We start from the raw sequence: 22,951 nt of genomic DNA on the forward strand, positions 1-22,951 counted from the left end.
GACCATGCCTGCTCCTACCGCGCCGACTCCACCGAGCGACCTGGCCGTTCGCACCAGCCCCCTGGCGGCCTGGGTGTTGGTGCCCTTTTTGGCGGCGGGGTTGTTGTCCTGCGCCTGGCTGATGGTAAAGGGACCGATCAGTTATGTGCCGGCCAAGGTCGACAGCGACATGCTGCTGCACGGCGACCTCACTCACCGTTTTGCCAAGGAACTGGCCAAGGCGCCGATGGCGATCCAGGCCGCGAACCTGGAGCGTGGTGGTAGCTGGCTGGCGTTTGGCGACACCGGGCCACGCGTGCGTCCGGGGTGCCCCGGCTGGTTGTTTATCAGCGATGAGCTGCGCATCAACCGTCACGCCGAAGCCAATGCCCAGACCAAGGCTCAGGCGGTGATCGACCTGCAAAAACAACTGGGTCAAAAAGGTATCGATCTGCAAGTGGTGGTGGTGCCGGACAAGAGTCGCATTGCCGCTGCCCAACGCTGTGGCCTGTACCGTCCCGCGGTGCTCGATAGCCGGATCCAGGACTGGACCCGGTTGTTGCAGGCATCCGGCGTTTCCGCGCTGGACCTGACCGATACGCTCAAGCCGCTGGGCGCCGAGGCTTACCTGCGCACGGATACTCACTGGAGCGAAATTGGCTCCAACGCCGGTGCCCAGGCTCTGGCGCAGCGTATCCAGCAGCGCGGTATCAAGGCCACGCCGGAGCAAATCTTCGACATCACCCAGGCACCGCTCGCCGTGCGTCCTGGTGATTTGGTGCGCCTGGCAGGTCTTGATTGGTTACCGCCCAAGTTGCAGCCGCCAGGGGAGTCGGTCGCGGCCAGCACCGCCCATGAAACCGGTGGCGCGACCAGCAATGCCGATGACCTGTTTGGCGACGCCGGCTTGCCCAATGTGGCGCTGATCGGCACCTCGTTTTCGCGTAATTCCAACTTTGTTGGCTTCCTGCAGAAGGCCCTGAATGCGCCGGTCGGCAATTTCAGCAAAGACGGTGGCGAATTCTCCGGCGCGGCCAAGGCCTATTTTGAAAGCCCGGCGTTCAAGCAAACGCCGCCTAAGTTGTTGATTTGGGAGATTCCCGAGCGGGATCTGCAAACGCCCTACGATGTGATCAGTATGGGTCAGTAATTTGACTATTTGCCGTTTGTCTAAAAAATAGACAACTATCTCATCAAAATAATGACACTTTTACGCGCCTGAAGCAGACTGCTTGCACTAGGGCGACCACAAAAAGACCTGCGGTAAGCAGTCGTATCAGCTGACCTTTTCACGTCTTTGAGCTTCGCCGTGATGAGGGGTTTGTGATGGGCATTACTGAGGGTCTTTTAGCCTTGCTCGGCAAGGATGTCTGCCAGGATGAGCGCGGCATGGCGTCGCGTTTGCATTTCTTCGGCAGCATTCCCAGCCAAGACGAGCGCGCCGCCAACGAAAGCGCCACGCCCGCGCCCGCCATGACCTTGCGCCCGAAAGTGGTGGCGCTGGTGTCGATCAATGGCGGTGTCGGCCGAAGCACCCTGGCCACTGCTTTGAGCAGCGGCCTGCAACGCCAGGGCGAGTCCGTCGTGGCGCTGGACCTGGACCCGCAGAACGCCTTGCAACATCACTTCGGGGTCAGCTCTGCATTGCCAGGTATCGGGCGCACCAGCCTGGAGCATGGGCAGTGGAGCCAACTCCAACAGCTCAGCTTTGCCGGTTGCCAGGTCATCACCTTTGGCGAAGTCGATATCCCCCAGCAGGAAAGCCTGGAGCGCTGGCTCAAGCACGAGCCGCACTGGCTGGCTCAACACCTCGCGTCTCTGGACTTGAGCGCACGGCATACGGTGATCATCGATACCCCCGCCGGTAACAACGTCTACTTCCATCAAGCATTGAGCGTTGCCGACGTGGTGCTGGTCATCGTGCAGGCCGATGCTGCGTGCCTGGGCACCCTTGACCATCTGGATGTACTGCTTGCCCCGCATCTTGAGGCTCAGCACCCGCCTCGAGTGCACGTGGTCATCAACCAAGTGGATGAAAGGAGCGCCTTCAGCCTGGACATGGTCGAGGCCTTCACACAGAGGCTGGGGAAAGCGGCGTTGCAAGTGCACCGCGACATAGCGATCAATGAAGCACTGGCTTTTGGTGTCGACCCGTTGGATAGCGTGGAGAAGGGGCTGGCAGCTGACGATATCAACGATATTTGTCGGCTGTTGAAGGCGCCAAAAACAACCGGCTGAAGCGCTGGTTATACGCTGAACGCCAGATGCTTATGCACAATCGGTTGGATGCACCTGTCACTAAACAGCCATTTTGTGGAGCGGTTCTCATCACGCCGCAACTGCCTGTTTTGTGTGCGTTTTATTTTGTGAACAAAAAATGACCAGCTCGGTTTATGACCTGTATCGCAGATAGCTACAGGCTCCGTAAAGATTTCATCAACAGAGTTATCCACAGGCTGTGCTGCGACCATTTTGCCCCTTAATCGCGCTCGGCAAGCACCATCAAGTTGCGCGGCGTCAGTGCGGGTTCGCAGAACGTGCCTACCTGGACCCTGTAGCCGTTTTCGCCAAGAAACAATGCTCGATCCAGCACCAGCCACATTTCCAGTGGGCGCCGAAACAGACCACGTACCAACTCCAGATTCCTCACCTGTGCCAAGCGGCGCCAGCCGTGTGCCTCCAGCGCCGCCCAATCCTGATCGCCTGTGGATAACCCTTTGAGGTTGGCCAGTTCCTGGCAGTAGTCGGCAAAGGGTTTGTCCAGCCAGCTCGCGGGCAGAGAGGGCGTGGGCAGGTACTCGTCGACGCCACGAAGTTCGCGTTGCAACTGATCGAAGCCCAAGCGTCGCGCCATGGACGAGTCCCTTTGCAGGCGTACCCGCTTGCCTGCGGTGACGGTTTCGCTCAGCGGCAGAGCGAGGTCATCGATCGACAGTTGTAGACGTGATGCGCGGCCTGCGTTGGAGAGTGGCAGGTAGGTTTGAGCGTTGATGCGGTTGTAGCAGCAAGGCGCCAGCGCCAGCTGTTTGCAGCCGGCTTTGCTGGCCAGTTGCAGCAGGCGTACATGCAGGTCGCCACAGGCATGCAGGGCAACGGGCGTGTGTTCGGGACTGATTGCCACGTCGGCCATCACGTCTTGCAGACAATGGGTGACCGCCAAGCGGTGATGGTCGCTCAAGGCTTGGCCTGCGGTGATCAGCGCCGGGTCGTGTTCCAGGCAGGTCAGTGCTTGATCGGCTTCTAGCAGGCGGCGGCCCAGGTGGCCTTTGCCTGCACACCAGTCCAGCCAGTGTGTGGGCACTTGCTTGAAATGCAGTGCGGCGCCGAAGGCTTCGATCTGGTCCCACTTGCGGCCCGGAACATCGACGTTCAGGCGATGGCGAGCGGGTGCGAGGAGTTGCACCGGTAACTTATCCACAGCGCTGAGCTGGCGAGCTTGCGCAGCGAGTTGTGGAAAAGGTGCCGGTGCCAGCAGGTCATGGGGTTGGTTATGACTGGCCTCGGCATCGGCCAGCGAGCGCTGGCGCAGCCACTGGGCGAGGTCCGGATGCTCGGTTTCCCAAGGGAGCTGGCGATGCGTAAAGGGCCGTGGTTTCCACAGCCCTTGGTGCTCGATCAGGAACGCATCCAGTGCCTGGAAGCGTGCCTCAGCGTCCTTGGCAGGCATCGACGCGCAGCCAGCGTTCCAGCAGCTTGAAGGCCCGTACCAGGATGTAAGCCATCAACAGATAGAACAGGCCGGCGGCGAAGAAGATCTCCACCGGTAAATAGGTACGGGCGATGATGGTCCGTGCCATGCCGGTCAACTCCAGAAGGGTGACGGTACTTGCCAGAGCGCTGGCCTTGAGCATCAGGATCACTTCGTTGCTGTAAGCCGGCAGGCCGATGCGCGAGGCGCGTGGCAGGATGATGTAGAACAGCGTCTTCGGCTTGGACATGCCCAGGGCGCGCGCCGCTTCAATCTCGCCGGGCGGGATAGCCTGGATCGCGCCGCGCAGGATCTCGGCGATGTAGGCGGCCGTGTGCAGGGTCATGGTGGCGGTGGCACACCAGAACGGATCGCGCAGGTAGGGCCACATGAAGCTCTCGCGCACCGTGTCGAACTGCGCCAGGCCGTAGTAGACCAGGAACAACTGCACCAGCAAGGGGGTGCCACGGAAGAAGAAAATGTAGGCGTAGGGCAGGGCGCTCACGTACCAACGGCGTGAGGAGCGAGCGATACCCAGCGGGATCGCCAACAGCAGACCGGCGATCACCGCAATGGCCACGAGCTCCAGCGTGAGGGTTGCGCCTTGGGCCAATCTTGGCAGCCACTTGATGATCACGGCCCAGTTCAAGCCCAGGTCAAAATGCGCCAGCCAGCTGTAGTCGCCGCTCATTGGGTGCTCCTTGCAAAGCCGCGGGCGGCGCGTTTTTCCAGGAAGTGCATGCCGGTCATAGCCAGGACCGTGAGGCCCAGGTACATGAACGCGGCCACCATGAAGAAGGTGAATGGCTGCTTGGTGACGGTTACGCCGATCTGCGCATGGCGCATGATTTCTTCCAGGCCGATCACCGACACCAGTGCGGTGTCCTTCATCAGGATCATGAACAGGTTGCCCAGGCCCGGCAGGGCGATGCGCCACATCTGTGGCATGATCAACCGGGTGAAAATCCTGAACTTCGACAGTCCCAGCGCCACACCGGCTTCGCGGTGGCCCTTGGGAATCGCGAGAATCGCGCCACGGAACACTTCCGTCGCGTAGGCGCCAAAGCACAGGCCCAGGGCGATCACCCCGGCGGCAAAGGCGCTGAGGGAAAGGTCGGGGTTACCGAAGAACTCGCCAAGGGCACGCATCAGATTGACCGTGCCGAAATAAATCAGCAGTACCCACAACAGTTCGGGAATGCCGCGAACAATGGTCGAATACGCACCGCCCACCCACTGCAGTGGTTTGTACGGCGAAGTCTTGGCCAAGGCCCCGGCAAGGCCGAGCACCAGCCCCAGGCACAGGGCCGTGAGCGCCAGTTTGACGGTCATCAGCGCGCCAGCGGCGAGCGCCGGGCCGAATCCGTAGAGATCGAAATTCATGGTGTTTTCATATCGCGGCAGGCATTGCAAAAAGCCGACGCGCTCAAGTGAGCGCGCCGGGCATACCGTTCAGATCATTCGATGCTGAAAGGGAAGTACTTGTCGTTGATCTTCTTGTAGGTGCCGTCTGCCTTGATCTCTGCCAGGGCTTTGTTCAGGCGATCGCGCAGTGGGTCGTCCTTGCGTACGGCGATACCGATCTTGTCGCTTTCTACAACCGGGTCGCCTTTGAATTCATAGGCTGAACCGTCTTTGCTCTTGAGCCATTCGTACTGCACGTACTTGTCGGCGAGGATGCCGTCCAGGCGACCAGAGGTCAGGTCGAGGTAGGCGTTTTCCTGGGTGTCATACAGCTTGGCGGTGGTGTCCGGCAGCTTGTCTTCCAGGTAGGTGCCGGCCAGCGTCGCGCGTTGGGCGCCGATGGTCTTGCCCTTCAGGTAAGTCGCGTCGGTCTTGAAGTCCGCAGTGGCTTTAGGCGCGATGAACTGCAGCTTGTTGGAGTAGTACGGGTCGGTGAAGTCGACGGCCTGCTTGCGCTCATCGGTGATCGACAGCGAGGACACCAGGAAGTCGAACTTCTTGGCGTTCAGGGCCGGGATGATGCCGTCCCAGTCGGACACATACACTTCGCACTTCTCGACTTTCATCTTGGCGCACAGGGCGTCGCCGATGTCTTTGTCGAAGCCGACGACGTTGCCGCTGGCGTCTTTATTGTTGAACGGCGGGTAGGCCGCTTCGATCCCCATTTTCAAGGTTTCCGCCATGGCCGTGGCGCTGAACGCCATCGAGACGGCCGCGGCCAGAAGGAATTTTTTATAGTTCTGCATGCATGTTGCTCCGTTAGCGGTTGCTGGACATGAATTGTTTGCAGCGCGCCGAAAGCGGGTTTTCAAACACCTGCTGTGGCGATCCTTGCTCTTCGACCAGGCCCTGGTGCAGGAACACCACTTCACTGGACACCTGGCGGGCGAAGCCCATTTCATGGGTGACCAGCAGCATGGTGCGGCCTTCTTCGGCCAGCGCGCGGATCACATTAAGTACTTCCTGAACCATTTCCGGGTCAAGCGCCGAAGTGGGCTCATCGAACAGGATGACTTTAGGCTGCATCGCCAGGGTGCGTGCAATGGCCGCCCGTTGCTGCTGGCCGCCGGACAATTGCGCGGGGTAAGCGTGGCGTTTGTCAGCAATGCCGACCTTGGCCAGCAAGGCTTCGGCCACTTCGATGGCTTCGGCCTTGCTTTGGCCAAGCACGCGACGAGGGGCCTCGATGATGTTGTCGAGGATGCTCATGTGCGGCCACAGGTTAAAGTTTTGAAACACAAAACCGATTTCGCTGCGCAGGCGGTTGATCTGTTTACCGTCGGCGGCCATCAGCTCGCCGTTTTTTGCGGCCTTGAGCTTGAGTTCTTCGCCGGCGACCAGGATCTGGCCCTGGTGCGGGTTTTCCAGCAGGTTGATGCAGCGCAGGAAGGTGGACTTGCCGGAACCGGAGGAACCCAGGATCGAGATCACATCGCCGTCGCGAGCGGTCAGCGAGATACCTTTGAGTACCTCCAGCTCACCATAGCGTTTATGCAAGTTGCGGATTTCAAGCGCGGGCGTGGCCTCGGCCATGTGGGGTCCTCATTGTGTTCGTTGCGATCCTGCTGTTGGGCCGCCTTCCTGGCGAGGCGCCAAGCTAGCATAGCGTCTTGATGGCAGCCAACAGCATGGCCGGCGGTAAACAGGTGGTGTGCGGCAGGGTGTCGCATCGGCACAGCAGCGTGTCGCGCCATCAACAACCGAACATCCGTTTGAACCCGAAAAACCGCAGGCTTCGCGTAAAAAAGGGCGCGATGGTGCCAGCTTTGGCCGGGTGTTGGAAGGGTTAACCGGGCAAACGGTGCATATCAGCCCTTTTGTGGGGCGTCACGTACTTTTTGTGTGTGTTTATGGTGCGTTTATTCGTCCTGAATGTGAGTCGCACGGTAACGCTATAGCGGAATGCCATTGCTCTCAATGACTTGCGAGTCGTGTTGAAGCGTCCTACAGCCCGCGTCAATCGCGGCTCTGTAACATTTTGGCGCAAATCTTGCGTAAAAAATAAAGAACGCCCTGTTGGTTTCTTTTCACGAGAAAGATTCCGGGCCGGGCGGACCGTTTTCGCAATTCCTCGTAAAGGTGTGTCAATGAGTAGTACGCAAAGCTCCAATGACCTCGAACAGGGGCTCAAACCGCGTCACGTCACCATGCTGTCGATTGCCGGCGTTATTGGTGCCGGTTTGTTTGTTGGCTCTGGCCACGCGATTGCTGCTGCCGGCCCGGCCGTACTGCTGGCCTATGCCGCGGCGGGCACGCTGGTGGTATTGGTGATGCGCATGTTGGCCGAAATGGCCGTGGCGTCGCCGGACACCGGTTCGTTCTCCACCTACGCCGACCGGGCGATCGGCCATTGGGCCGGTTTCACCATTGGCTGGCTGTACTGGTGGTTCTGGGTATTGGTGATTCCATTGGAAGCCAACGCGGCAGCGACCATCCTGCATGCCTGGTTCCCGGACGTGGCCATTTGGGCCTTTACGCTGATCATCACTTTGCTGCTGACCGCGACCAACCTGTTCAGCGTGAAGAACTACGGCGAGTTCGAGTTCTGGTTTGCGTTGATCAAGGTTGTGGCCATCGTCGGCTTCGTGATCCTCGGCCTGGCCGCGATCTTCGGCTTCCTGCCGACCAGCCAGGTCAGCGGCGTTTCGCACCTGTTCGACACCCAAGGCTTCATGCCCAACGGCATGGGCGCCGTGTTGGCGGCGATCCTGACCACCATGTTCTCTTTCATGGGTACCGAGATTGTCACCATCGCCGCCGCTGAATCGAAGAACCCAGGCCAGCAGATCACCAAGGCCACCAACTCGGTGATCTGGCGCATTGGTTTGTTCTACCTGTTGTCGATCTTCATCGTGGTGTCCCTGGTGCCCTGGAACGATCCGACCCTGGCCGCCGTAGGTTCCTACCAGACCGTGCTGGAACGCATGGGCATTCCGAATGCCAAGCTGATCGTCGACTTGGTGGTACTGGTTGCCGTGACCAGCTGCTTGAACTCGGCGCTGTACACCGCCTCGCGCATGCTGTTCTCCCTGGGCCGTCGCGGTGATGCGCCGGCGGTGGCCAAGCGCACCAACAAGAGCGGCACGCCTTACTGGGCGGTGTTGCTGTCGACTGGCGCGGCGTTCCTGGCGGTATTCGCCAACTACGTGGCCCCTGCGGCAGTGTTTGAGTTTTTGCTGGCCAGTTCCGGCGCCATTGCGTTGCTGGTGTACCTGGTGATCGCGGTGTCGCAACTGCGCATGCGCCAGAAACGCACGGCGGCGGGCGAGAAGATTGTCTTCAAGATGTGGCTGTTCCCAGGCCTGACCTACGCAGTGATGGTGTTCATCGTGGGCACGCTGACCATCATGCTGTTCCAGGAAGCGCACCGGGTCGAGATCATTGCGACAGGCGTGTTGAGCTTGCTGGTGGTGGCGGCGGGGCTGATTGTGGCGAGCCGTCGCAAGGCGCAGAGAGTGGGTGCTGCTGTGCTGAATTGATCTGTTGAAGAAAACAATAAGGGAGCCATTTGGCTCCCTTATTTATGTGTGCAATCAGTCAGCCGAGCTTGCCAGTTCTTGTGAAGCCGCCACGTAATCCGCCTGGAATTCCGGCGACTCGATCCACGCCAGGGCCGCGGCTTCATCATCGGTATCTGTAACCCACTGGCGATATTCGATCAGCGCCGCGAGGATAAAGTCGGTGGCTTCTTCCTCGCCTTCCTGCTCCAGCACCAGTGCCAGCAACGGGTGGGCCAGGAACACCGCGCACAGGGCCCGCTGGCTGGTTTCGCCAGCGGTGCGCATCTCTACGAACAGCTCGGTCAGATCCACTGACTCAAGGTCAATGCGGCTGTCATCGCCGGCAAACGCATCCGGCTTGGTCGCGACGGCGCGCTGCGTGCGGTTCTGCTTGGCCTTGGCCTTGGCCCGGTGGGCACGTTTTTGCTGCTTGTTTGGCGAGGCCATGGGCTCAGCGTCCTAGGGTTTTGGGTCTGGGTGGGGTATTGAAGCGCAGGTTGGGGGAAATCCCAAGGGTATCTGCAGCCAATTGGCCGTTTTGAAGCCACGCCAATGCAATCGGCCACAACCTATCCTGATATTCGCTGCGAAAAAATGCGAAATGTCCGACTGTCTTTTCGCCTATATCCTCAGGCGCTATCCGTAAATGAGTGCGCTGACTGCCGTCGAAATAACCCAATAACCGTTCGATGGCGGCGACGGTCCCGAACGGATCGTCGGTAATGCTGATGGCCAGTATCTGCGCCTTCACGCGACTGAACGGCAACTCACCCAGGGCTCGTCCGCTGGGGCGTGTTTCATATTTGGGCGTCGGTGTGCTCCAGTCCCGCACCACGCCCGCCGGTGTATCTTCCAGCCAGCCCAGGCGCTTACCGGGAAAGTGTCCGCACAGCTTGGTCAGCAGCGGCATCATCACATGCCACTTGGCAAACATCTGCCAGCGCACACTTGCTGCGTAATCGCGCCAGTACGCAAACTGCGCGCCCACGGTCACCATTCTCCGAATGACCGCACCCGACGCCCCGAGCCCTGCCGCGCAGCCACCGAAGCTGTGGCCGACCACATCAATCGGCTGCGCCGGGAACTCCCGTTGCGCACGTTGCAACATGGCCTCGAAATCCAGCACGCCCCAGTCCGACCATGAAGCCTTGAAGCCGCGCAATGAGCCGCTGCGGGATTCGCCGATGCCACGGTAGTCGTAGGTGATAACGTCAAAGCCGTTGGTGAACAGGTAGGCGGCAAAGCGGGCATAGTGGCGGCAGCGCACGGAGGTGGCGGCGTTGATAATGACCACGGGGCGTGTGGGATCGGTTCTGATGTGGCGCCAGGTGAAGCCGCCTAGCGGGTGGCCATCGGCGGCAGGCTCCTTGAAAGGTTCGCCGTGCTCGCGCGTAGGTGAGGCCGAGGGCAATCGCAAAGAGGCGTCGTTCAAATTCATTGGGTTCTCGGCCTTTATAGGTTTCTTATTTTTTAGTAACAGTTCACCAGTTTGCCAGTAGTTGCACCGCGTCTGGCAGGGTCATTAACCTTCGATACCCGCTGATAAAGCCATACATCCGAGAGGAACGACAGCAAACCATGGACCGATTAGACTGGCAGGCATCCATTAAGGAGGTCTCTATGAGCATCCCACTTTCTCCCATCGTTTCTGAGTTTGAAACTGAAGAGCAGGCTGCCAGCTATGACCGTTGGTTCCGTGCCAAGGTGCAGGCTTCGATTGATGATCCTCGTCCAAATATTCCGCACGATCAGGTCATGGCAGAGATGCGCGCTCTGATTGAATCGAAGCGAAAAGCGCAAGATGCGGGTTGAGTGGCGGCCGGAAGCTCGTGCCGAGCTAAGAGTCATTCTGGAATATATCCTTGAGCGCAATACCGTGGCAGCCAGTAGTTTGAGCGAATCCATCGAGGCAGCGACAACGGCTCTTCCTGATCATCCGTATCTCTACCGTCTGGGCCGAATCCCTGGTACTCGAGAAATTGTCGTGCATCCTAACTATTTGGTGGTGTATCAATAACGGATTGGATCGAAATAGTGACAGTGTTACATGCCCGCCAGGAGTACCCCTGATACCCTTTTCTTTGTGTCGCTCGACGTTGGATCAGTAGACGCATAACCTTGCGCTGTGCGACCCGATAGAGCTGTCTTATGACCCGCGATACCCTCGAACGCAACCAGATCCCTTTGTACTTCGTAGTCGTGCTGCTGGCTGCCGGTTTCGGCCTGCTCGCGCCCTCATTCGCCCACCACCTCAGCATACTGATCACACCCGCCATCGCGGTGCTGATGTACGCAATGTTCCTGCAAATCCCCTTTCTGGACGTGCGCAAAAGCCTGAGCAACAAACGCTTCCTGTCGGCATTGCTGCTCGCCAACTTTATCCTCATTCCGTTACTGGTGTGGGCATTGACCCAAGGCCTGGCAGGACGTCCGGCACTGCTGGTGGGGGCGTTGCTGGTATTGCTGACCCCGTGCATCGACTACGTGGTGGTGTTTACCCATATCGGCAAGGGCGATTCGCGGCTGATGCTGGCGGCGACGCCGGTGTTGTTGTTGCTGCAATTAGCGTTGTTGCCGATTTATCTGGGCGTAATGCTCGGTTCGCAATCTGAGGTGGTGGTGGAAGTGGGTCCGTTTATCGAGGCGTTCTTCCTGCTGATCGTGGTGCCGATGATTCTGGCGGTGCTCACCACTTCCCTGGCACGGCGATCATCGCTCGTCAGTGCTTGGAGCGACGCCTGGACGTGGATGCCGGTGCCAGCGATGGCGCTGGTGCTGTTTGTGGTGATCGGCTCGCAAATCACCTCGGTGGTGCGGGATATCAACCTGTTGCTGCCGGTGATCCCGGTGTACATCGCTTTCCTCTTGCTGGCGCCGTTGATGGGCGCGCTGGCATCGCGGCTGTTTGCGCTGCCTGCGGTGACGGCCAGGGCGGTGACGTTCAGCGCGTCGACGCGCAATTCGCTGGTGGTGCTGCCCTTGGCGCTGGCGCTGCCTGAGGACGTGCGCGGGTTGGCGGCGACAGCGGTGATCCTGCAAACCCTGGTCGAACTGCTGGGTGAGTTGATTTACGTTCGATTGATCCCGAAATGGGTGTGGCCCGTGGGTCGGTAAACACCGGAATATTCAGGTCTGTTCAGGCGCTATTCAGCAGGGCAGTCGGCACCATAAGTCGGCGCCCCTTACCTGACAGGTCAACCGATGGATCACCGCAACCGTTTTCGCCTGGAGTCCCTGGGCATTTTCCTGTTCGCCCTGCTGTTGTTCACCCTGGGTATCTGGGATCAGCAGCCCCAAGGGTTTGACGGACGCTGGGCGCTGTTCCTGCAAGAAATGTTTCGCCATGGCGCGAGTCTTTTCCCGACCACCTATGGCCAGCCCTACGCGGATTACCCCGGCACCGCGACGTTCTTCAGCTATGTGTTTGCCCGACTGTTTGGCGCCCCCAACCACCTGGCGAATGTGCTGCCCACCGCCCTGGCGTCTGCGGGTGTAGTGGCTGTGGTCTATCGCCTGCTGGTCCCTGCGAATCGACAGTGGGCACTGCTCACTGTGTTGTTGACCTTGCTCACCACTCAACTGCTCGAAAAGTCCCGCTCGGTCTGCCTGGATCAGATGGTGGCGTTGTTGTGTGTGGGAAGTTTCTACCTGCTACACAGTGGCGGGCGCTGGAGGCGGCTTGCGGTGTTTCCGTTGTTCGTCCTGGGCTTTGCGATACGCGGGCCGCTGGGGTTGATCGAAGTCTGTGGTGTGGTGTGCGTGTACTGGGCGTTGGGCAAGCCTGGGGAGCGGGTGAAACAGGTGCTGGTTCACGGCGCTGTTGGCCTGGTGTTGCTGGCAGCCTGTTGGTGGTTGCTGGTGAAGTTGGCGCGCATCAGCGGTGGTGACGCCTTTGCCGACGAGGTGTTCAAGATGCAGGTGGGCGGCCGCCTCGATGAAACCGGCGAGCCGTTCTATTTCTACTTCCAGCTGAGCCTGTACCGCTACTTCCCGGTGGTGCCGTTGGCGCTGGCCACCATGGTTGCGCTGCGTCATCGCTGGTCCGAGCGGCTCGAAGGCGATATGCAACTGGTGGTGCGACTCGCCGCCTGCGGCCTGATGATTTTGCTCGGGCTGTCGGTGCCGCACTTCAAGCGTGCCTATTACATCCTGCCCATGGTGCCGATGTTTGCGGCTGTCGCGGCCTATGGGCTGCTCCAGGCGCCGAGTTGGCTCTCGGGCGTGCGCCGATGCTACGAAGGGCTGGTCGTGGCGCTACCGGCGTTGTGCGTGGTTGTAGTCTTTGTCTGTCGGCATGGATGGCAAAAGCATGGTTACTGGCCCGACGTTTCGCTGCCACTGTTGATGGGTGTGCTGGTGGTGCTGCAAGTGGCAGCGCTGATTGCCTCGCGGCGAGCGGGGCGGTTGGTGTGGCTCAGCCTGATCGCATTGCTGGCGCAATGGTTGTTATTGGTGACGGTGGTGGAGCCGTCCAAGGATATACAGTTCGATACCCGCAAGTTTGTCGGTCAGGTAGAAGCGTTGCGTGTCGAGACGCCTGGGCCGCTGGTGTTTATCAATCTGGGGCGAGACACCTGGGCGGTGCGCTACATGATGAACCTGGATCATGATGAGCAACCGCTGTTTGTCGGCAGTCAACAACTCGAGGGGCTGGAGGGCTTGCCTCGACCTGCCTGGGTAATCGTGTCGCGCAAGGAGACCGCGCTGCTGCAAGGGACGCCGCTTGAGCGTCAGGCGCCGACCTTTGAGGGGCGGTTGAACGACAATCCGCTGATGGTGTTTTTGCTGAAATGAATCAGCAAGTTGCTGTATGTTCGCTGGCTGAGTGACTGATCGGTCACTCAGTCGAACTGTTTTTTGGAATTGCCGTACTGGAAGCATCATGGACATGACGAAAAAGGACTTTAAGCGGCCTGACTGTGGCCACGTGATCGGCCGTTCGCGAATTGGCTGGTTGAGCATCTGCTTCGACGGCGGCTGCAGCTACCCGGCGATGATCAATGTGCTGAGGGCGGTCTTCAAGCGCTATGGACGCCTGGTGCGTTTTGGCGAGAAGCTGTCGGCCCAGGGTTGGATTGATCGGGTCGAGGAGCGGGGCTTTCAGATCTCCGATCAGGAGCGGGTCGCGGTGTTTACGTTGATGTGGGATGGCAAGTGAAAGATCTTCTGGGGCGATGCTGAATCGCCTCAGACTAATCGATAAATCCGAGGCAACAAAAAACCCGCACTAGGCGGGTTTCTTGTGTGTTTCAGATGACGTTTGCACCACCTGAAACTGAATAGTGGTGCCCAGAGACGGAATCGAACCGCCGACACGGGGATTTTCAATCCCCTGCTCTACCGACTGAGCTATCTGGGCAACGGGGCGCATTAAACGGGTTTTTCAGGGGGTCGTCAAGCAAGTTTTCAAAAAATATTTAATTATTACCGTCGCTTACGTGCAGACCCCGGTTTTTGATCAATTATTGAGCAGGCGGCACGTAGCCGTCGGCCTTGGCGTAATCTTCGCCGGAAAAGAACTTGTCCATTTCGCCCGCCAGGTATTTACGGTCTTCGGCGTTCATCATGTTCAGGCGTTTTTCGTTGATCAGCAGGGTCTGGTGTTTCAGCCAGTCGCCCCAGGCTTTGGCGGAGACGTGCTCGAAAATGTCCTGGCCCTTGGCGCCTGGGTACGGAGGGCGTTCGAGGCCGGGCAATTCTTCTTTGTACTTGCGGCACATGATGGTGCGGGTCATGACGGAACTCCTGCATTCAATACATCGGCCGCGCGCTTCAGCAGTTTTTTTACCGGGGCGGCAAGGCCCAGGCGCGGCGGGGTGGCGAGGTTATACCAGAGCCAGTCGGCCTCGGCCACGTGATGGGCGGTTTCCTCGACCTGGACCAGCCAGGGTTCGATGGCGAGTTGGAAGTGGCTGAAGGTGTGGATCAGCCCCGGCAGCGCCTGCTGCTTGCCCAGCTCCAGCGCGTGCTGGTTGGCCAGGTGTTCCAGGTCTTGCAGGTCATCCAGCTCCGGCAAACTCCACAGGCCGCCCCACAGGCCGGTCGAAGGGCGACGGTAAAGCAGGATCGCGCCCTCCGCATTCGCCAGCAGCGGCATCAGCGTGCGCTTCTGCGGGATGGTCTTGCGCGGCTTGGGGATCGGGTAGCGCGTTTCCAGGCCGAGCATATGGGCTTCGCAGCCTTTTTCCAGCGGGCACAACAGGCAGCTGGGTTTGCTGCGGGTACAGAGCGTGGCGCCCATGTCCATCATCGCCTGGGTGTAGGCGTTGACGCGGTCATGGGGCGTGAAGCGTTCTGCGGTGGCCCACAGCTGCTTGGCCACCTTGGGCTCGCCCGGGTAGCCCTCTTGCGCGGTAAAGCGCGCCAGCACGCGTTTGACGTTGCCGTCGAGGATCGGCGCCCGCAGGCCCATGCTCAGGCTGGCGATTGCGCCGGCGGTGGACAGGCCGATGCCGGGCAGCTCGGTGAGCTTCTCGACATCCCTGGGAAACTCGCCGCCGTACTCGGCCACGACAATCTTCGCGGTTTTTTGCAGGTTGCGCGCCCGTGTGTAGTAACCCAGGCCGGTCCACAGGTGCAGCACTTCATCTTCCGGCGCGGCGGCCAGGGCTTCGACCGTCGGCAGCGAGGCCATGAAGCGGTCGAAGTAATTGAGCACGGTGCTCACCTGGGTCTGTTGCAACATGATCTCCGAGACCCACACCCGGTAAGGTGTGATGCCCTGTTGCCAGGGCAGGTCGTGGCGACCGTGGCGGTCGTACCAGTCCAGCACCGCCGTTGAAAACTGCTCGTTTCTCATCGTTTGAACAGGCCTTTCAAAGCATCTTTGAGCTGTGGATTAACCTTGTCGAGCTTCTCTTCCAGCTTCTCGTTCAGGCGGTTGCCGGCCGCCTTGATCGCGACTTGGCCCAGGCCGTCCTTGTCCAGGCGGCAGGCCTTGGCGCCCAGTTCCAGCGGGCCACGGCAGCGCAGCGGCACTTCGATGCCCTGGAAGTTCGAGCCCACCTGGCAGGCTGGGTCCGGGGTTTCGCGCTGGTCGCCTTCGACGATGATACCGACGCGGTAGTCCATGCCCAGCACGCGCAGGTCGACGTCGCCGTTGCCGTTGACGGTCAGGCCTGGGATGCGCACTTTCAGGTCAGGGTTGCTGGCCACGCCGTTACGGAAGGTCAGGTTGCCCTTCAACTCCTGGAACGGTGTGTCCTTGCCTTGCGGCGTGCTGCTCAAGGTCTTGCGGTTGAGCAGGGCAATACCGGTGCACAGTTGCTGTTCGAGGTTGGCGTTGAGCAACACACCGTTGTTGATCACAAAGCTGGCCGTGCCGTTGAGACTGTCGATCAGGGCTTTCTGGCTATTGCCGCGACCCGTGAGATTGCTGTCGAGGGTGATCTGGCCCTTCACGGGCGGGTTTTGCCCCTGGGCTTGCAGGATGCGTTCGACCGGCACCTGCTTGATATGGCTTTGCAGCGCCAGCACCGGAATGTCCTGGCGCACGTCAAGCGTACCGTTGGCCTGGAAAGTGCCGTTGTAGAGGCCGCCGCTCAAGGTGTCGAGCTTGAGCTGGCCATCGATGCCGGACGCTTTGAGCGCCGCATTCTGGATCGGCAGCTTGCTCAGGGTCAGTTGGCCGAAGGCCAGGTCGGCATTCACATCCAGTGTGCGCAGGCGCGCCAGTGGCAGCAGTTTGTCGGTGCTCCAGGCGCCTTTGGTCGGCGCGTCAGGCAGCGGCGTGGTGCCGCCGGCGGCCATGGCACCGGCTTCGCTGTTCTGCACTTCGGCCTGGCGGGCTGCGGCTGCGCCCTTGGCGGATTCAGACTTGGCCGGCAGGTAGTTGTCGGCGTTGAACGTATCGCCCTTGAGCTGGACACGCAGGGATTGCTTGGCGAAATCGTCCACGGCAAGGCGACCGGTGAAGGTGCTGCCGTCGAGTTTCAGGTTCAGGTCTTCCAGGGCCAGGCTGGTTGGCGTGCCCTTGAGGCGGCTGACCAGTTCGACCTTGCTCAGGCTGCCCTCGGCCATCGGCGGCAACGGGTGGCCGATGCCATCGAGGAACTTGGCCAGGTCAAACTGGGCGATGGACAGCGCGCCGCTGAGTTGCGGGGTCTTGTCCAGGTCGTTGACCTTCAGCTCGCCCAAGGCGCGCAGCTGATTGGCCGACAACTTCATGTTGGTCCATTCGGCGATATTGGCTGCCTGGTCCACCAGCAATTGGCCCTGGGTTGAGAAGGTCACAGTCTTGCCTTGCAGCGGCTCGCCCGTGGCTTCGCCGGTGATCTTCATGTCTTCAAGCTGATAGCGCTTGAGCGCACGCTGGATGCGCAGGTTGCCGTTGACCTCGGTCTTGACTCGCATCACCGGCTGGTTGCTGCCGAAGAACGCGGTGAGTTTCACCGGAATGCTGGCACCTTCGTGCACGGCACCGGCGCTCAGTTGGATGCTTTCGGCGCTGAACTGCTTGCCGGTCTGCTCATCGTTATATTCGACGCGGGCGTTGTTGACCGTCAGGCTGTCGATGTCCAGGCGGATAGGCTTCGAAGGTTTTTCCGGTTCGGTCTCGGCAGGTTGCTCGGTCGAGCCAGGGCTGCCGGCGGTCGCCTCGGTCACGTTCTTGCCGATGTCTTCCCAGTTGCCATGGCCTTGCTTGTCGCGGGTGAGGCGCAGGTTCAGGCCTTCGACACGCACATCGCTCATCTGCACTTCGCGGCGCAGCAGCGGCAGCACGCGTACAGAGAGGCCGAGCATTTGCAGGTCGGCGAACGGTTGGGTCGGCGCGGTCAGGGTCGCCACGCTGGCTTCGTGCAGTTCCAGGCCAAGCCAGGGGAACAGGCTCCAGCCGATATCGCCATTGAGCGTCAGCTCGATGTGGGCCTTGTCGCGGGCAATCTGGCGAATCTCGTCTTTATAGTCGTTGGGATCGAAGAGATGGGTCAGGGCAAAGCCTAGAGCCACAATGATCAGCAACAGCCCGAGAAGTACCAGACCCAGGATTTTGCCGAACGCTTTCATGGGCGAGTCCTTGTATGTCGATTTCAAAATTTAGCCGCAGAGTATAACGCCCGACGGCCTGCGTCAGTGCCCCGATCGTTACATTGTATCCAGGGGCGGGGAAACGGGTTTCTGGCGTCAAACAAAACAGATTTCCCGAAAAAGGTGATATCAGTTTGGTTTTTCTGTCATCCACAGGTGCTAATCTGCGCAGGTTCGTCTGCCTTCTGCGACATAGCGTCGCGCTTAAATGGAGCTTTACTCAACAACAACGGCCAACGCTTTGCGTGCAAGGCCGAGGGAGAGAGCGCCTGACGGACACATACTAACAACTGGGGGAAACACCAATGAGCACTAGCACTGCGGCGGGTTCAACTGCCGCACAGCCTGCGTTCCTGTCCAAGGAACGCATCATCGCCAAGCCTGGCTTCAACCGCTGGCTGGTTCCACCGGCCGCCTTGGCCATCCACCTGTGCATCGGCATGGCCTACGGGTTCTCGGTGTTCTGGCTGCCACTGTCCAAGGCGCTGGGTATCACCAAACCGGTCGCCTGCGCGCCGGACATGAGCTTCATCAGCCAAGTCTTCTCGTCCCAATGCGACTGGCCCATCTCCATGCTGGGCTGGATCTACACCCTGTTCTTCATCTTCCTGGGCTGCTCGGCAGCAATCTGGGGTGGCTGGCTGGAACACGCCGGGCCACGTAAGGCTGGCGTTGTATCGGCATTGTGCTGGTGCGGTGGCCTGTTGATCTCGGCGTTGGGTATCTATACCCACCAGATCTGGCTGATGTGGATCGGCTCCGGGGTCATCGGCGGTATCGGCCTGGGCCTGGGCTATATCTCGCCTGTGTCGACCCTGATCAAGTGGTTCCCGGACAAGCGTGGCATGGCCACCGGCATGGCGATCATGGGCTTCGGCGGTGGCGCGATGGTCGGTGCCCCGTTGGCAGCAGCACTGATGGGCCACTTCGCCACCCCAGACAGCGTGGGCGTGTGGCAGAGCTTCCTGGTGATGGCTGCGATCTACTTCGTGTTCATGATCGGCGGCGCCTTGTCCTACCGCGTTCCGCCGACCGGCTGGAAGCCTGAGGGCTGGACCGCGCCGGCGAAAAAAGCCAGCAACGCGATGATCACCCACCGTCACGTGCACGTGAACGTGGCGTGGAAAACCCCGCAATTCCGCCTGGTCTGGCTGGTGCTGTGCCTGAACGTCTCCGCCGGTATCGGCATCCTCGGCATGGCTTCGCCACTGCTGCAGGAAGTGTTTGGCGGCAAGCTGCTGGGTGTGGATGTGCCATTCGGCCAACTGGATGCGGGCCAATTGGCTTCCATCGCAGCCATCGCCGCAGGTTTCACCGGTCTGTTGAGCCTGTTCAACATCGGTGGCCGGTTCTTCTGGGCGTCGTTCTCCGACTACCTGGGCCGTAAAAACACCTACTTCGTGTTCTTCGCCCTGGGCTTTGCCCTGTACGCGCTGATCCCGAACCTGGGTCACCTGGGCAACGTGGCGCTGTTCGTGGCGGCGTTCTGCATCATCCTGTCGATGTACGGCGGTGGTTTTGCGACCGTTCCGGCCTACCTGGCCGACCTGTTCGGTACACAGATGGTCGGTGCGATCCACGGTCGCCTGCTGACAGCCTGGGCTGCGGCGGGTGTGCTGGGTCCGGTGCTGGTGAACTACCTGCGTGAGTATCAACTGAGCATCGGCGTTGAACGCGCCGCTGCCTATGACATCACCTTGTACATCCTGGCTGGCCTGCTGGTGCTGGGTTTCATCTGCAACCTGCTGGTTCGTCCAGTGGCCGACAAGTACTTCATGACCGATGCCGAACTGGCTGCCGAACAGGCGCTGGGCCATGACAAAGGCGCGGACGCGACCACTTCCCTGGAGTGGAAAGCCGCCCCTGGCACCGTGCCGTTGGCAATCGCTGCGTGGCTGGTGGTGGGTATTCCGTTGGCGTGGGGTGTGTGGGTGACCCTGCAGAAGACGGCGGTACTGTTCCACTAACACCGCAAACCTTTGTGGGCGGCTCCTGTGGGAGCCGGGCTTGCCCGCGATGGCATCACCTCGGAGAAACTGAAAAACCGAGGTGCCTGCATCGCAGGCAAGCCAGCTCCCACAAAAGCTGGTTCTCACATGTATGCACATGTCTATCCCCGACACTCCATCAGTCTTATCTCCTCCGATGTTTCTGTTTAGCGCCCGCGCCCCTATAATGGCTGCCTTTTTCGCCCAATGATTTTGCGGAGCTGGTGATGGCCGAACGTAAGGCGTCCGTCGAGCGCGACACTCTGGAAACCCAGATCAAAGCCTCGATCAACCTGGATGGCACCGGAAAGGCCCGATTTGATATCGGTGTACCTTTTCTTGAGCACATGCTGGACCAGATCGCCCGTCACGGGCTGATCGACCTGGATATCGTCAGCAAAGGCGACCTGCACATCGACGACCACCACACGGTGGAAGACGTGGGCATCACCCTCGGCCAGGCGTTTGCCAAGGCCATCGGCGACAAAAAAGGCATCCGTCGCTACGGCCACGCCTATGTCCCGCTGGACGAAGCGCTGTCGCGCGTAGTCATCGACTTCTCCGGCCGCCCAGGCCTGCAGATGCACGTGCCCTACACCCGCGCTACCGTGGGCGGCTTTGATGTCGACCTGTTCCAGGAATTCTTCCAGGGTTTCGTCAACCACGCACTCGTCAGCCTGCACATCGACAACCTGCGCGGCACCAACACCCACCACCAGATCGAAACCGTGTTCAAGGCTTTCGGCCGCGCGCTGCGCATGGCTGTCGAGCTGGATGACCGCATGGCCGGGCAAATGCCCTCGACCAAGGGCGTCCTGTAATGCAGACGGTCGCGGTTATCGATTACGGCATGGGTAACCTGCACTCGGTGGCCAAGGCCCTCGAACACGTAGGGGCCGGCAAGGTGCTGATCACCAGCGATGCCAACGTGATTCGCGAAGCCGACCGGGTGGTGTTTCCCGGCGTCGGTGCGATTCGCGATTGCATGGCCGAGATCCGCCGCCTGGGCTTTGACAGCCTGGTGCGCGAAGTCAGCCAGGACCGTCCGTTCCTCGGCATCTGCGTGGGCATGCAAGCCTTGCTCGACCGCAGTGAAGAGAACGACGGCGTCGACTGCATCGGCCTGTTCCCAGGCCAGGTGAAGTTCTTCGGCAAGGACCTGCACGAAGACGGCGCTCACTTGAAAGTCCCACACATGGGCTGGAACGAAGTCAGCCAGACCGTCGACCACCCACTGTGGCACGACATTCCGGACCTGGCGCGTTTTTACTTCGTGCACAGCTACTACATCGCCGCCGGTCAGCCCGGCCAGGTGGTGGGTGGCGGTCACTACGGCGTCAATTTCGCCGCCGCGTTGGCCGAGGGTTCGCGCTTTGCCGTGCAGTTCCACCCGGAGAAGAGCCATACCCATGGCCTGCAATTGCTGCAGAACTTCGCCGCCTGGAACGGGCGCTGGTAAATGGCCAGGAAGCCGAAGCAGCCGGTCTTGAACCTCACGCCTGAACAGGAGAGTGAGGCTACCCTCAAGATCAAGCGCTTCATGGAGGACCGCTTCGAGCTCAAATTGGGCTCGTTCGAGGTTGCCGAGATTCTTGAGCTGTTCACCACCGAAGTGGCTCCGCATTATTACAACAGGGCGATTTTCGATACGCAGACGCTCCTTAAAGAAAGGTTCGAAAGCATCGAAAGCGACCTGTGGTCGCTTGAGAAACCCTGATTTCCCAAGCATTGCTGAATATCGAATAAGGTTTGCCAGATGCTGATTATCCCCGCTATCGATCTCAAGGACGGCGCTTGCGTCCGTCTGCGCCAAGGCCGCATGGAAGACTCCACCGTGTTCTCCGATGACCCGGTGAGCATGGCTGCCAAATGGGTAGATGGGGGCTGCCGTCGTCTGCATCTGGTGGACTTGAACGGCGCCTTCGAAGGCCAGCCAGTCAACGGCGAAGTAGTGACCGCGATTGCCAAGCGCTACCCGAACCTGCCGATCCAGATCGGCGGCGGTATCCGCTCCCTGGAAACCATCGAGCACTACGTCAAGGCCGGCGTGAGCTACGTGATCATCGGCACCAAGGCCGTGAAGGATCCTGCGTTCGTTGCCGAAGCTTGCCGCGCGTTCCCTGGCAAAGTGATCGTGGGCCTGGATGCCAAGGACGGTTTTGTCGCCACTGATGGCTGGGCTGAAATCAGCACGGTGCAAGTGATCGACCTGGCCAAGCAATTCGAAGCCGACGGCGTGTCCGCCATCGTTTATACCGACATCGCCAAAGACGGCATGATGCAGGGCTGCAACGTACCGTTCACCGCCGCGCTGGCCGCTGCGACCAAGATCCCGGTGATCGCTTCGGGTGGTATCCACAACCTGGGCGACATCAAGTCGCTGCTGGACGCCAAGGCCCCCGGTATCATCGGCGCAATCACTGGCCGTGCGATCTACGAAGGTACTCTGGACGTTGCCGAAGCCCAGGCTTACTGCGACGCCTACAACGGCTGAGGACTGACCATGGCGCTGGCCAAACGCATCATCCCTTGCCTGGACGTCGACAACGGTCGCGTGGTCAAGGGCGTCAAGTTCGAGAACATCCGCGACGCCGGCGACCCGGTGGAAATCGCCCGTCGCTACGATGAGCAAGGTGCCGACGAGATTACCTTTCTCGACATCACCGCCAGCGTCGATGGCCGCGACACCACGCTGCATACCGTGGAGCGCATGGCCAGCCAGGTGTTCATCCCGTTGACCGTGGGCGGCGGCGTGCGCACCGTGCAAGACATCCGCAACCTGCTCAATGCCGGCGCGGACAAGGTCTCGATCAACACCGCCGCGGTGTTCAACCCGGAGTTTGTCGGCGAAGCCGCGCAGCACTTCGGCTCGCAGTGCATCGTGGTCGCCATCGACGCCAAAAAGGTTTCCGGCCCGGGCGAAACCCCGCGCTGGGAGATTTTCACCCATGGCGGGCGCAAGCCGACCGGCCTGGATGCGGTGGAGTGGGCGATGAAGATGGAAGGCCTGGGCGCGGGTGAAATCCTGCTGACCAGCATGGACCAGGACGGCATGAAAAACGGCTTCGACCTGGGCGTGACGCGGGCCATCAGTGATGCGCTGGGTATTCCGGTGATCGCCTCCGGCGGCGTCGGCAACCTGCAACACTTGGCCGACGGCGTCATCGAAGGCCACGCCAGTGCAGTGCTGGCGGCGAGTATTTTCCACTTTGGCGAATACACCGTTCCCGAGGCAAAAGCCTATATGGCGGCGCGCGGTATCGTCGTTCGCTGAATGCTGCTGGACACCATGGCAAGTGCGCGGC

Annotated in this window: 23 protein-coding genes, 1 tRNA gene and 1 pseudogene; 14 read left to right on the plus strand and 11 right to left on the minus strand. The window is 60.3% G+C overall.

Features of this window, described 5'->3' with window-relative positions:
* Positions 1-4: 4 nt before the first annotated feature.
* A complete protein-coding gene (locus tag ACP7BX_RS19265; RefSeq protein ID WP_426129472.1) occupies positions 5-1,129 on the plus strand; it encodes an alginate O-acetyltransferase AlgX-related protein in 1,125 nt (374 codons plus the stop codon).
* Between the two features lie 176 nt (positions 1,130-1,305).
* Complete coding sequence (gene bcsQ, locus ACP7BX_RS19270; RefSeq protein ID WP_426129470.1) at positions 1,306-2,217, plus strand: cellulose biosynthesis protein BcsQ; 912 nt, start codon at positions 1,306-1,308, stop codon at positions 2,215-2,217.
* Between the two features lie 241 nt (positions 2,218-2,458).
* On the opposite strand, the gene ACP7BX_RS19275 is transcribed toward bcsQ, so the two are convergent.
* The 5 genes from ACP7BX_RS19275 to ACP7BX_RS19295 form a co-directional block, all read right to left on the minus strand.
* Positions 2,459-3,646 carry a methyltransferase gene (locus ACP7BX_RS19275; protein ID WP_426129468.1) on the minus strand — a complete coding sequence of 396 codons (1,188 nt, stop codon included), beginning with the start codon at positions 3,644-3,646 and terminating at the stop codon, positions 2,459-2,461.
* Complete coding sequence (locus ACP7BX_RS19280; protein WP_033896924.1) at positions 3,627-4,316, minus strand: ABC transporter permease; 690 nt, start codon at positions 4,314-4,316, stop codon at positions 3,627-3,629. The genes ACP7BX_RS19275 and ACP7BX_RS19280 overlap by 20 nt, the downstream gene beginning before the upstream one ends.
* A 38-nt stretch (positions 4,317-4,354) precedes the next feature.
* Positions 4,355-5,050 (minus strand): ABC transporter permease, encoded by a 696-nt coding sequence (locus ACP7BX_RS19285; protein ID WP_016979103.1) that lies wholly within the window; start codon positions 5,048-5,050, stop codon positions 4,355-4,357.
* Between the two features lie 74 nt (positions 5,051-5,124).
* Positions 5,125-5,877 carry an ABC transporter substrate-binding protein gene (locus tag ACP7BX_RS19290; RefSeq protein WP_426129466.1) on the minus strand — a complete coding sequence of 251 codons (753 nt, stop codon included), beginning with the start codon at positions 5,875-5,877 and terminating at the stop codon, positions 5,125-5,127.
* Positions 5,878-5,890: 13 nt separating this feature from the next.
* On the minus strand, positions 5,891-6,664 hold the full coding sequence (locus ACP7BX_RS19295) for an ABC transporter ATP-binding protein (protein WP_010213906.1): 774 nt from the start codon (positions 6,662-6,664) through the stop codon (positions 5,891-5,893).
* A gap of 554 nt (positions 6,665-7,218) precedes the next feature.
* Here ACP7BX_RS19295 and gabP point away from each other — a divergent pair.
* Positions 7,219-8,610, plus strand: a complete 1,392-nt coding sequence (gabP, locus tag ACP7BX_RS19300; RefSeq protein ID WP_033896896.1) for a GABA permease — start codon at positions 7,219-7,221, stop codon at positions 8,608-8,610.
* Positions 8,611-8,664: 54 nt separating this feature from the next.
* On the opposite strand, the gene ACP7BX_RS19305 is transcribed toward gabP, so the two are convergent.
* Together ACP7BX_RS19305 and ACP7BX_RS19310 are read right to left on the minus strand one after the other, a co-directional pair.
* Positions 8,665-9,078 (minus strand): hypothetical protein, encoded by a 414-nt coding sequence (locus ACP7BX_RS19305; protein ID WP_426129463.1) that lies wholly within the window; start codon positions 9,076-9,078, stop codon positions 8,665-8,667.
* 4 nt (positions 9,079-9,082) lie between these two features.
* A complete protein-coding gene (locus ACP7BX_RS19310) occupies positions 9,083-10,069 on the minus strand; it encodes an alpha/beta fold hydrolase (protein ID WP_426129461.1) in 987 nt (328 codons plus the stop codon).
* Between the two features lie 182 nt (positions 10,070-10,251).
* On the opposite strand from ACP7BX_RS19310, the gene ACP7BX_RS19315 reads away from it, so the two are divergent.
* The 5 genes and pseudogenes from ACP7BX_RS19315 (at position 10,252) to ACP7BX_RS19335 (ending at position 13,789) form a co-directional block, all read left to right on the plus strand.
* The gene (locus ACP7BX_RS19315) at positions 10,252-10,443 is read left to right on the plus strand and encodes a type II toxin-antitoxin system RelB family antitoxin (RefSeq protein WP_016979109.1); all 192 of its coding nucleotides are present in this window, start codon (positions 10,252-10,254) and stop codon (positions 10,441-10,443) included.
* Positions 10,433-10,701, plus strand: a pseudogene (locus ACP7BX_RS19320) (type II toxin-antitoxin system RelE/ParE family toxin). The gene ACP7BX_RS19315 and the pseudogene ACP7BX_RS19320 overlap by 11 nt, the downstream one beginning before the upstream one ends.
* Positions 10,702-10,779: 78 nt before the next feature.
* Positions 10,780-11,745: an arsenic resistance protein gene (locus tag ACP7BX_RS19325; RefSeq protein ID WP_426129459.1), complete on the plus strand. Its 966-nt coding sequence runs from the start codon at positions 10,780-10,782 to the stop codon at positions 11,743-11,745.
* Positions 11,746-11,832: 87 nt separating this feature from the next.
* Positions 11,833-13,425: an ArnT family glycosyltransferase gene (locus tag ACP7BX_RS19330; RefSeq protein WP_426129457.1), complete on the plus strand. Its 1,593-nt coding sequence runs from the start codon at positions 11,833-11,835 to the stop codon at positions 13,423-13,425.
* A gap of 88 nt (positions 13,426-13,513) precedes the next feature.
* Positions 13,514-13,789 carry a hypothetical protein gene (locus ACP7BX_RS19335; RefSeq protein ID WP_028615360.1) on the plus strand — a complete coding sequence of 92 codons (276 nt, stop codon included), beginning with the start codon at positions 13,514-13,516 and terminating at the stop codon, positions 13,787-13,789.
* A gap of 125 nt (positions 13,790-13,914) precedes the next feature.
* Here the strand turns inward: ACP7BX_RS19335 and ACP7BX_RS19340 are convergent.
* The 4 genes from ACP7BX_RS19340 to ACP7BX_RS19355 form a co-directional block, all read right to left on the minus strand.
* Positions 13,915-13,990 (minus strand) — tRNA-Phe (locus ACP7BX_RS19340).
* Between the two features lie 103 nt (positions 13,991-14,093).
* A complete protein-coding gene (locus tag ACP7BX_RS19345) occupies positions 14,094-14,366 on the minus strand; it encodes an oxidative damage protection protein (protein WP_010213895.1) in 273 nt (90 codons plus the stop codon).
* Positions 14,363-15,430, minus strand: a complete 1,068-nt coding sequence (mutY, locus tag ACP7BX_RS19350) for an A/G-specific adenine glycosylase (protein WP_133076494.1) — start codon at positions 15,428-15,430, stop codon at positions 14,363-14,365. Before mutY ends, ACP7BX_RS19345 begins: the two co-directional genes overlap by 4 nt.
* On the minus strand, positions 15,427-17,637 hold the full coding sequence (locus ACP7BX_RS19355; RefSeq protein ID WP_426129454.1) for an AsmA family protein: 2,211 nt from the start codon (positions 17,635-17,637) through the stop codon (positions 15,427-15,429). Before ACP7BX_RS19355 ends, mutY begins: the two co-directional genes overlap by 4 nt.
* 326 nt (positions 17,638-17,963) lie before the next feature.
* On the opposite strand from ACP7BX_RS19355, the gene ACP7BX_RS19360 reads away from it, so the two are divergent.
* The 6 genes from ACP7BX_RS19360 (at position 17,964) to hisF (ending at position 22,920) form a co-directional block, all read left to right on the plus strand.
* Entirely contained in the window at positions 17,964-19,625 is a 1,662-nt protein-coding gene (locus tag ACP7BX_RS19360) for an OFA family MFS transporter (protein ID WP_033896905.1), read from the plus strand.
* A gap of 248 nt (positions 19,626-19,873) precedes the next feature.
* Positions 19,874-20,467 (plus strand): imidazoleglycerol-phosphate dehydratase HisB, encoded by a 594-nt coding sequence (hisB, locus tag ACP7BX_RS19365; RefSeq protein WP_003218037.1) that lies wholly within the window; start codon positions 19,874-19,876, stop codon positions 20,465-20,467.
* Complete coding sequence (hisH, locus tag ACP7BX_RS19370) at positions 20,467-21,105, plus strand: imidazole glycerol phosphate synthase subunit HisH (protein WP_314524518.1); 639 nt, start codon at positions 20,467-20,469, stop codon at positions 21,103-21,105. The genes hisB and hisH overlap by 1 nt, the downstream gene beginning before the upstream one ends.
* The gene (locus ACP7BX_RS19375) at positions 21,106-21,363 is read left to right on the plus strand and encodes a DUF2164 domain-containing protein (protein WP_012721747.1); all 258 of its coding nucleotides are present in this window, start codon (positions 21,106-21,108) and stop codon (positions 21,361-21,363) included.
* Positions 21,364-21,402: 39 nt separating this feature from the next.
* The gene (hisA, locus tag ACP7BX_RS19380) at positions 21,403-22,140 is read left to right on the plus strand and encodes a 1-(5-phosphoribosyl)-5-[(5-phosphoribosylamino)methylideneamino]imidazole-4-carboxamide isomerase (RefSeq protein WP_177001720.1); all 738 of its coding nucleotides are present in this window, start codon (positions 21,403-21,405) and stop codon (positions 22,138-22,140) included.
* 9 nt (positions 22,141-22,149) lie between these two features.
* Positions 22,150-22,920, plus strand: coding sequence for an imidazole glycerol phosphate synthase subunit HisF (gene hisF, locus ACP7BX_RS19385; protein WP_003171107.1), 771 nt, complete (start codon positions 22,150-22,152; stop codon positions 22,918-22,920).
* The last annotated feature ends 31 nt before the right edge of the window (positions 22,921-22,951 follow it).

Source organism: Pseudomonas sp. DWP3-1-3b3, from assembly GCF_049896305.1.
GTDB lineage: Bacteria > Pseudomonadota > Gammaproteobacteria > Pseudomonadales > Pseudomonadaceae > Aquipseudomonas > Aquipseudomonas azotoformans_A.

Excerpts from the sequence above, each read along its gene's own strand:
- ACP7BX_RS19265 (WP_426129472.1), top strand. The coding sequence starts at position 5 with ATGCCTGCTCCTACCGCGCCGACTCCACCGAGCGACCTGGCCGTTCGC.
- bcsQ (WP_426129470.1), top strand. The coding sequence starts at position 1,306 with ATGGGCATTACTGAGGGTCTTTTAGCCTTGCTCGGCAAGGATGTCTGC.
- ACP7BX_RS19275 (WP_426129468.1), bottom strand. The coding sequence starts at position 3,646 with ATGCCTGCCAAGGACGCTGAGGCACGCTTCCAGGCACTGGATGCGTTC.
- ACP7BX_RS19285 (WP_016979103.1), bottom strand. The coding sequence starts at position 5,050 with ATGAATTTCGATCTCTACGGATTCGGCCCGGCGCTCGCCGCTGGCGCG.
- ACP7BX_RS19290 (WP_426129466.1), bottom strand. The coding sequence starts at position 5,877 with ATGCAGAACTATAAAAAATTCCTTCTGGCCGCGGCCGTCTCGATGGCG.
- ACP7BX_RS19295 (WP_010213906.1), bottom strand. The coding sequence starts at position 6,664 with ATGGCCGAGGCCACGCCCGCGCTTGAAATCCGCAACTTGCATAAACGC.
- gabP (WP_033896896.1), top strand. The coding sequence starts at position 7,219 with ATGAGTAGTACGCAAAGCTCCAATGACCTCGAACAGGGGCTCAAACCG.
- ACP7BX_RS19305 (WP_426129463.1), bottom strand. The coding sequence starts at position 9,078 with ATGGCCTCGCCAAACAAGCAGCAAAAACGTGCCCACCGGGCCAAGGCC.
- ACP7BX_RS19310 (WP_426129461.1), bottom strand. The coding sequence starts at position 10,069 with ATGAATTTGAACGACGCCTCTTTGCGATTGCCCTCGGCCTCACCTACG.
- ACP7BX_RS19315 (WP_016979109.1), top strand. The coding sequence starts at position 10,252 with ATGAGCATCCCACTTTCTCCCATCGTTTCTGAGTTTGAAACTGAAGAG.
- ACP7BX_RS19325 (WP_426129459.1), top strand. The coding sequence starts at position 10,780 with ATGACCCGCGATACCCTCGAACGCAACCAGATCCCTTTGTACTTCGTA.
- ACP7BX_RS19330 (WP_426129457.1), top strand. The coding sequence starts at position 11,833 with ATGGATCACCGCAACCGTTTTCGCCTGGAGTCCCTGGGCATTTTCCTG.
- ACP7BX_RS19335 (WP_028615360.1), top strand. The coding sequence starts at position 13,514 with ATGGACATGACGAAAAAGGACTTTAAGCGGCCTGACTGTGGCCACGTG.
- ACP7BX_RS19345 (WP_010213895.1), bottom strand. The coding sequence starts at position 14,366 with ATGACCCGCACCATCATGTGCCGCAAGTACAAAGAAGAATTGCCCGGC.
- mutY (WP_133076494.1), bottom strand. The coding sequence starts at position 15,430 with ATGAGAAACGAGCAGTTTTCAACGGCGGTGCTGGACTGGTACGACCGC.
- ACP7BX_RS19355 (WP_426129454.1), bottom strand. The coding sequence starts at position 17,637 with ATGAAAGCGTTCGGCAAAATCCTGGGTCTGGTACTTCTCGGGCTGTTG.
- ACP7BX_RS19360 (WP_033896905.1), top strand. The coding sequence starts at position 17,964 with ATGAGCACTAGCACTGCGGCGGGTTCAACTGCCGCACAGCCTGCGTTC.
- hisB (WP_003218037.1), top strand. The coding sequence starts at position 19,874 with ATGGCCGAACGTAAGGCGTCCGTCGAGCGCGACACTCTGGAAACCCAG.
- hisH (WP_314524518.1), top strand. The coding sequence starts at position 20,467 with ATGCAGACGGTCGCGGTTATCGATTACGGCATGGGTAACCTGCACTCG.
- ACP7BX_RS19375 (WP_012721747.1), top strand. The coding sequence starts at position 21,106 with ATGGCCAGGAAGCCGAAGCAGCCGGTCTTGAACCTCACGCCTGAACAG.
- hisA (WP_177001720.1), top strand. The coding sequence starts at position 21,403 with ATGCTGATTATCCCCGCTATCGATCTCAAGGACGGCGCTTGCGTCCGT.
- hisF (WP_003171107.1), top strand. The coding sequence starts at position 22,150 with ATGGCGCTGGCCAAACGCATCATCCCTTGCCTGGACGTCGACAACGGT.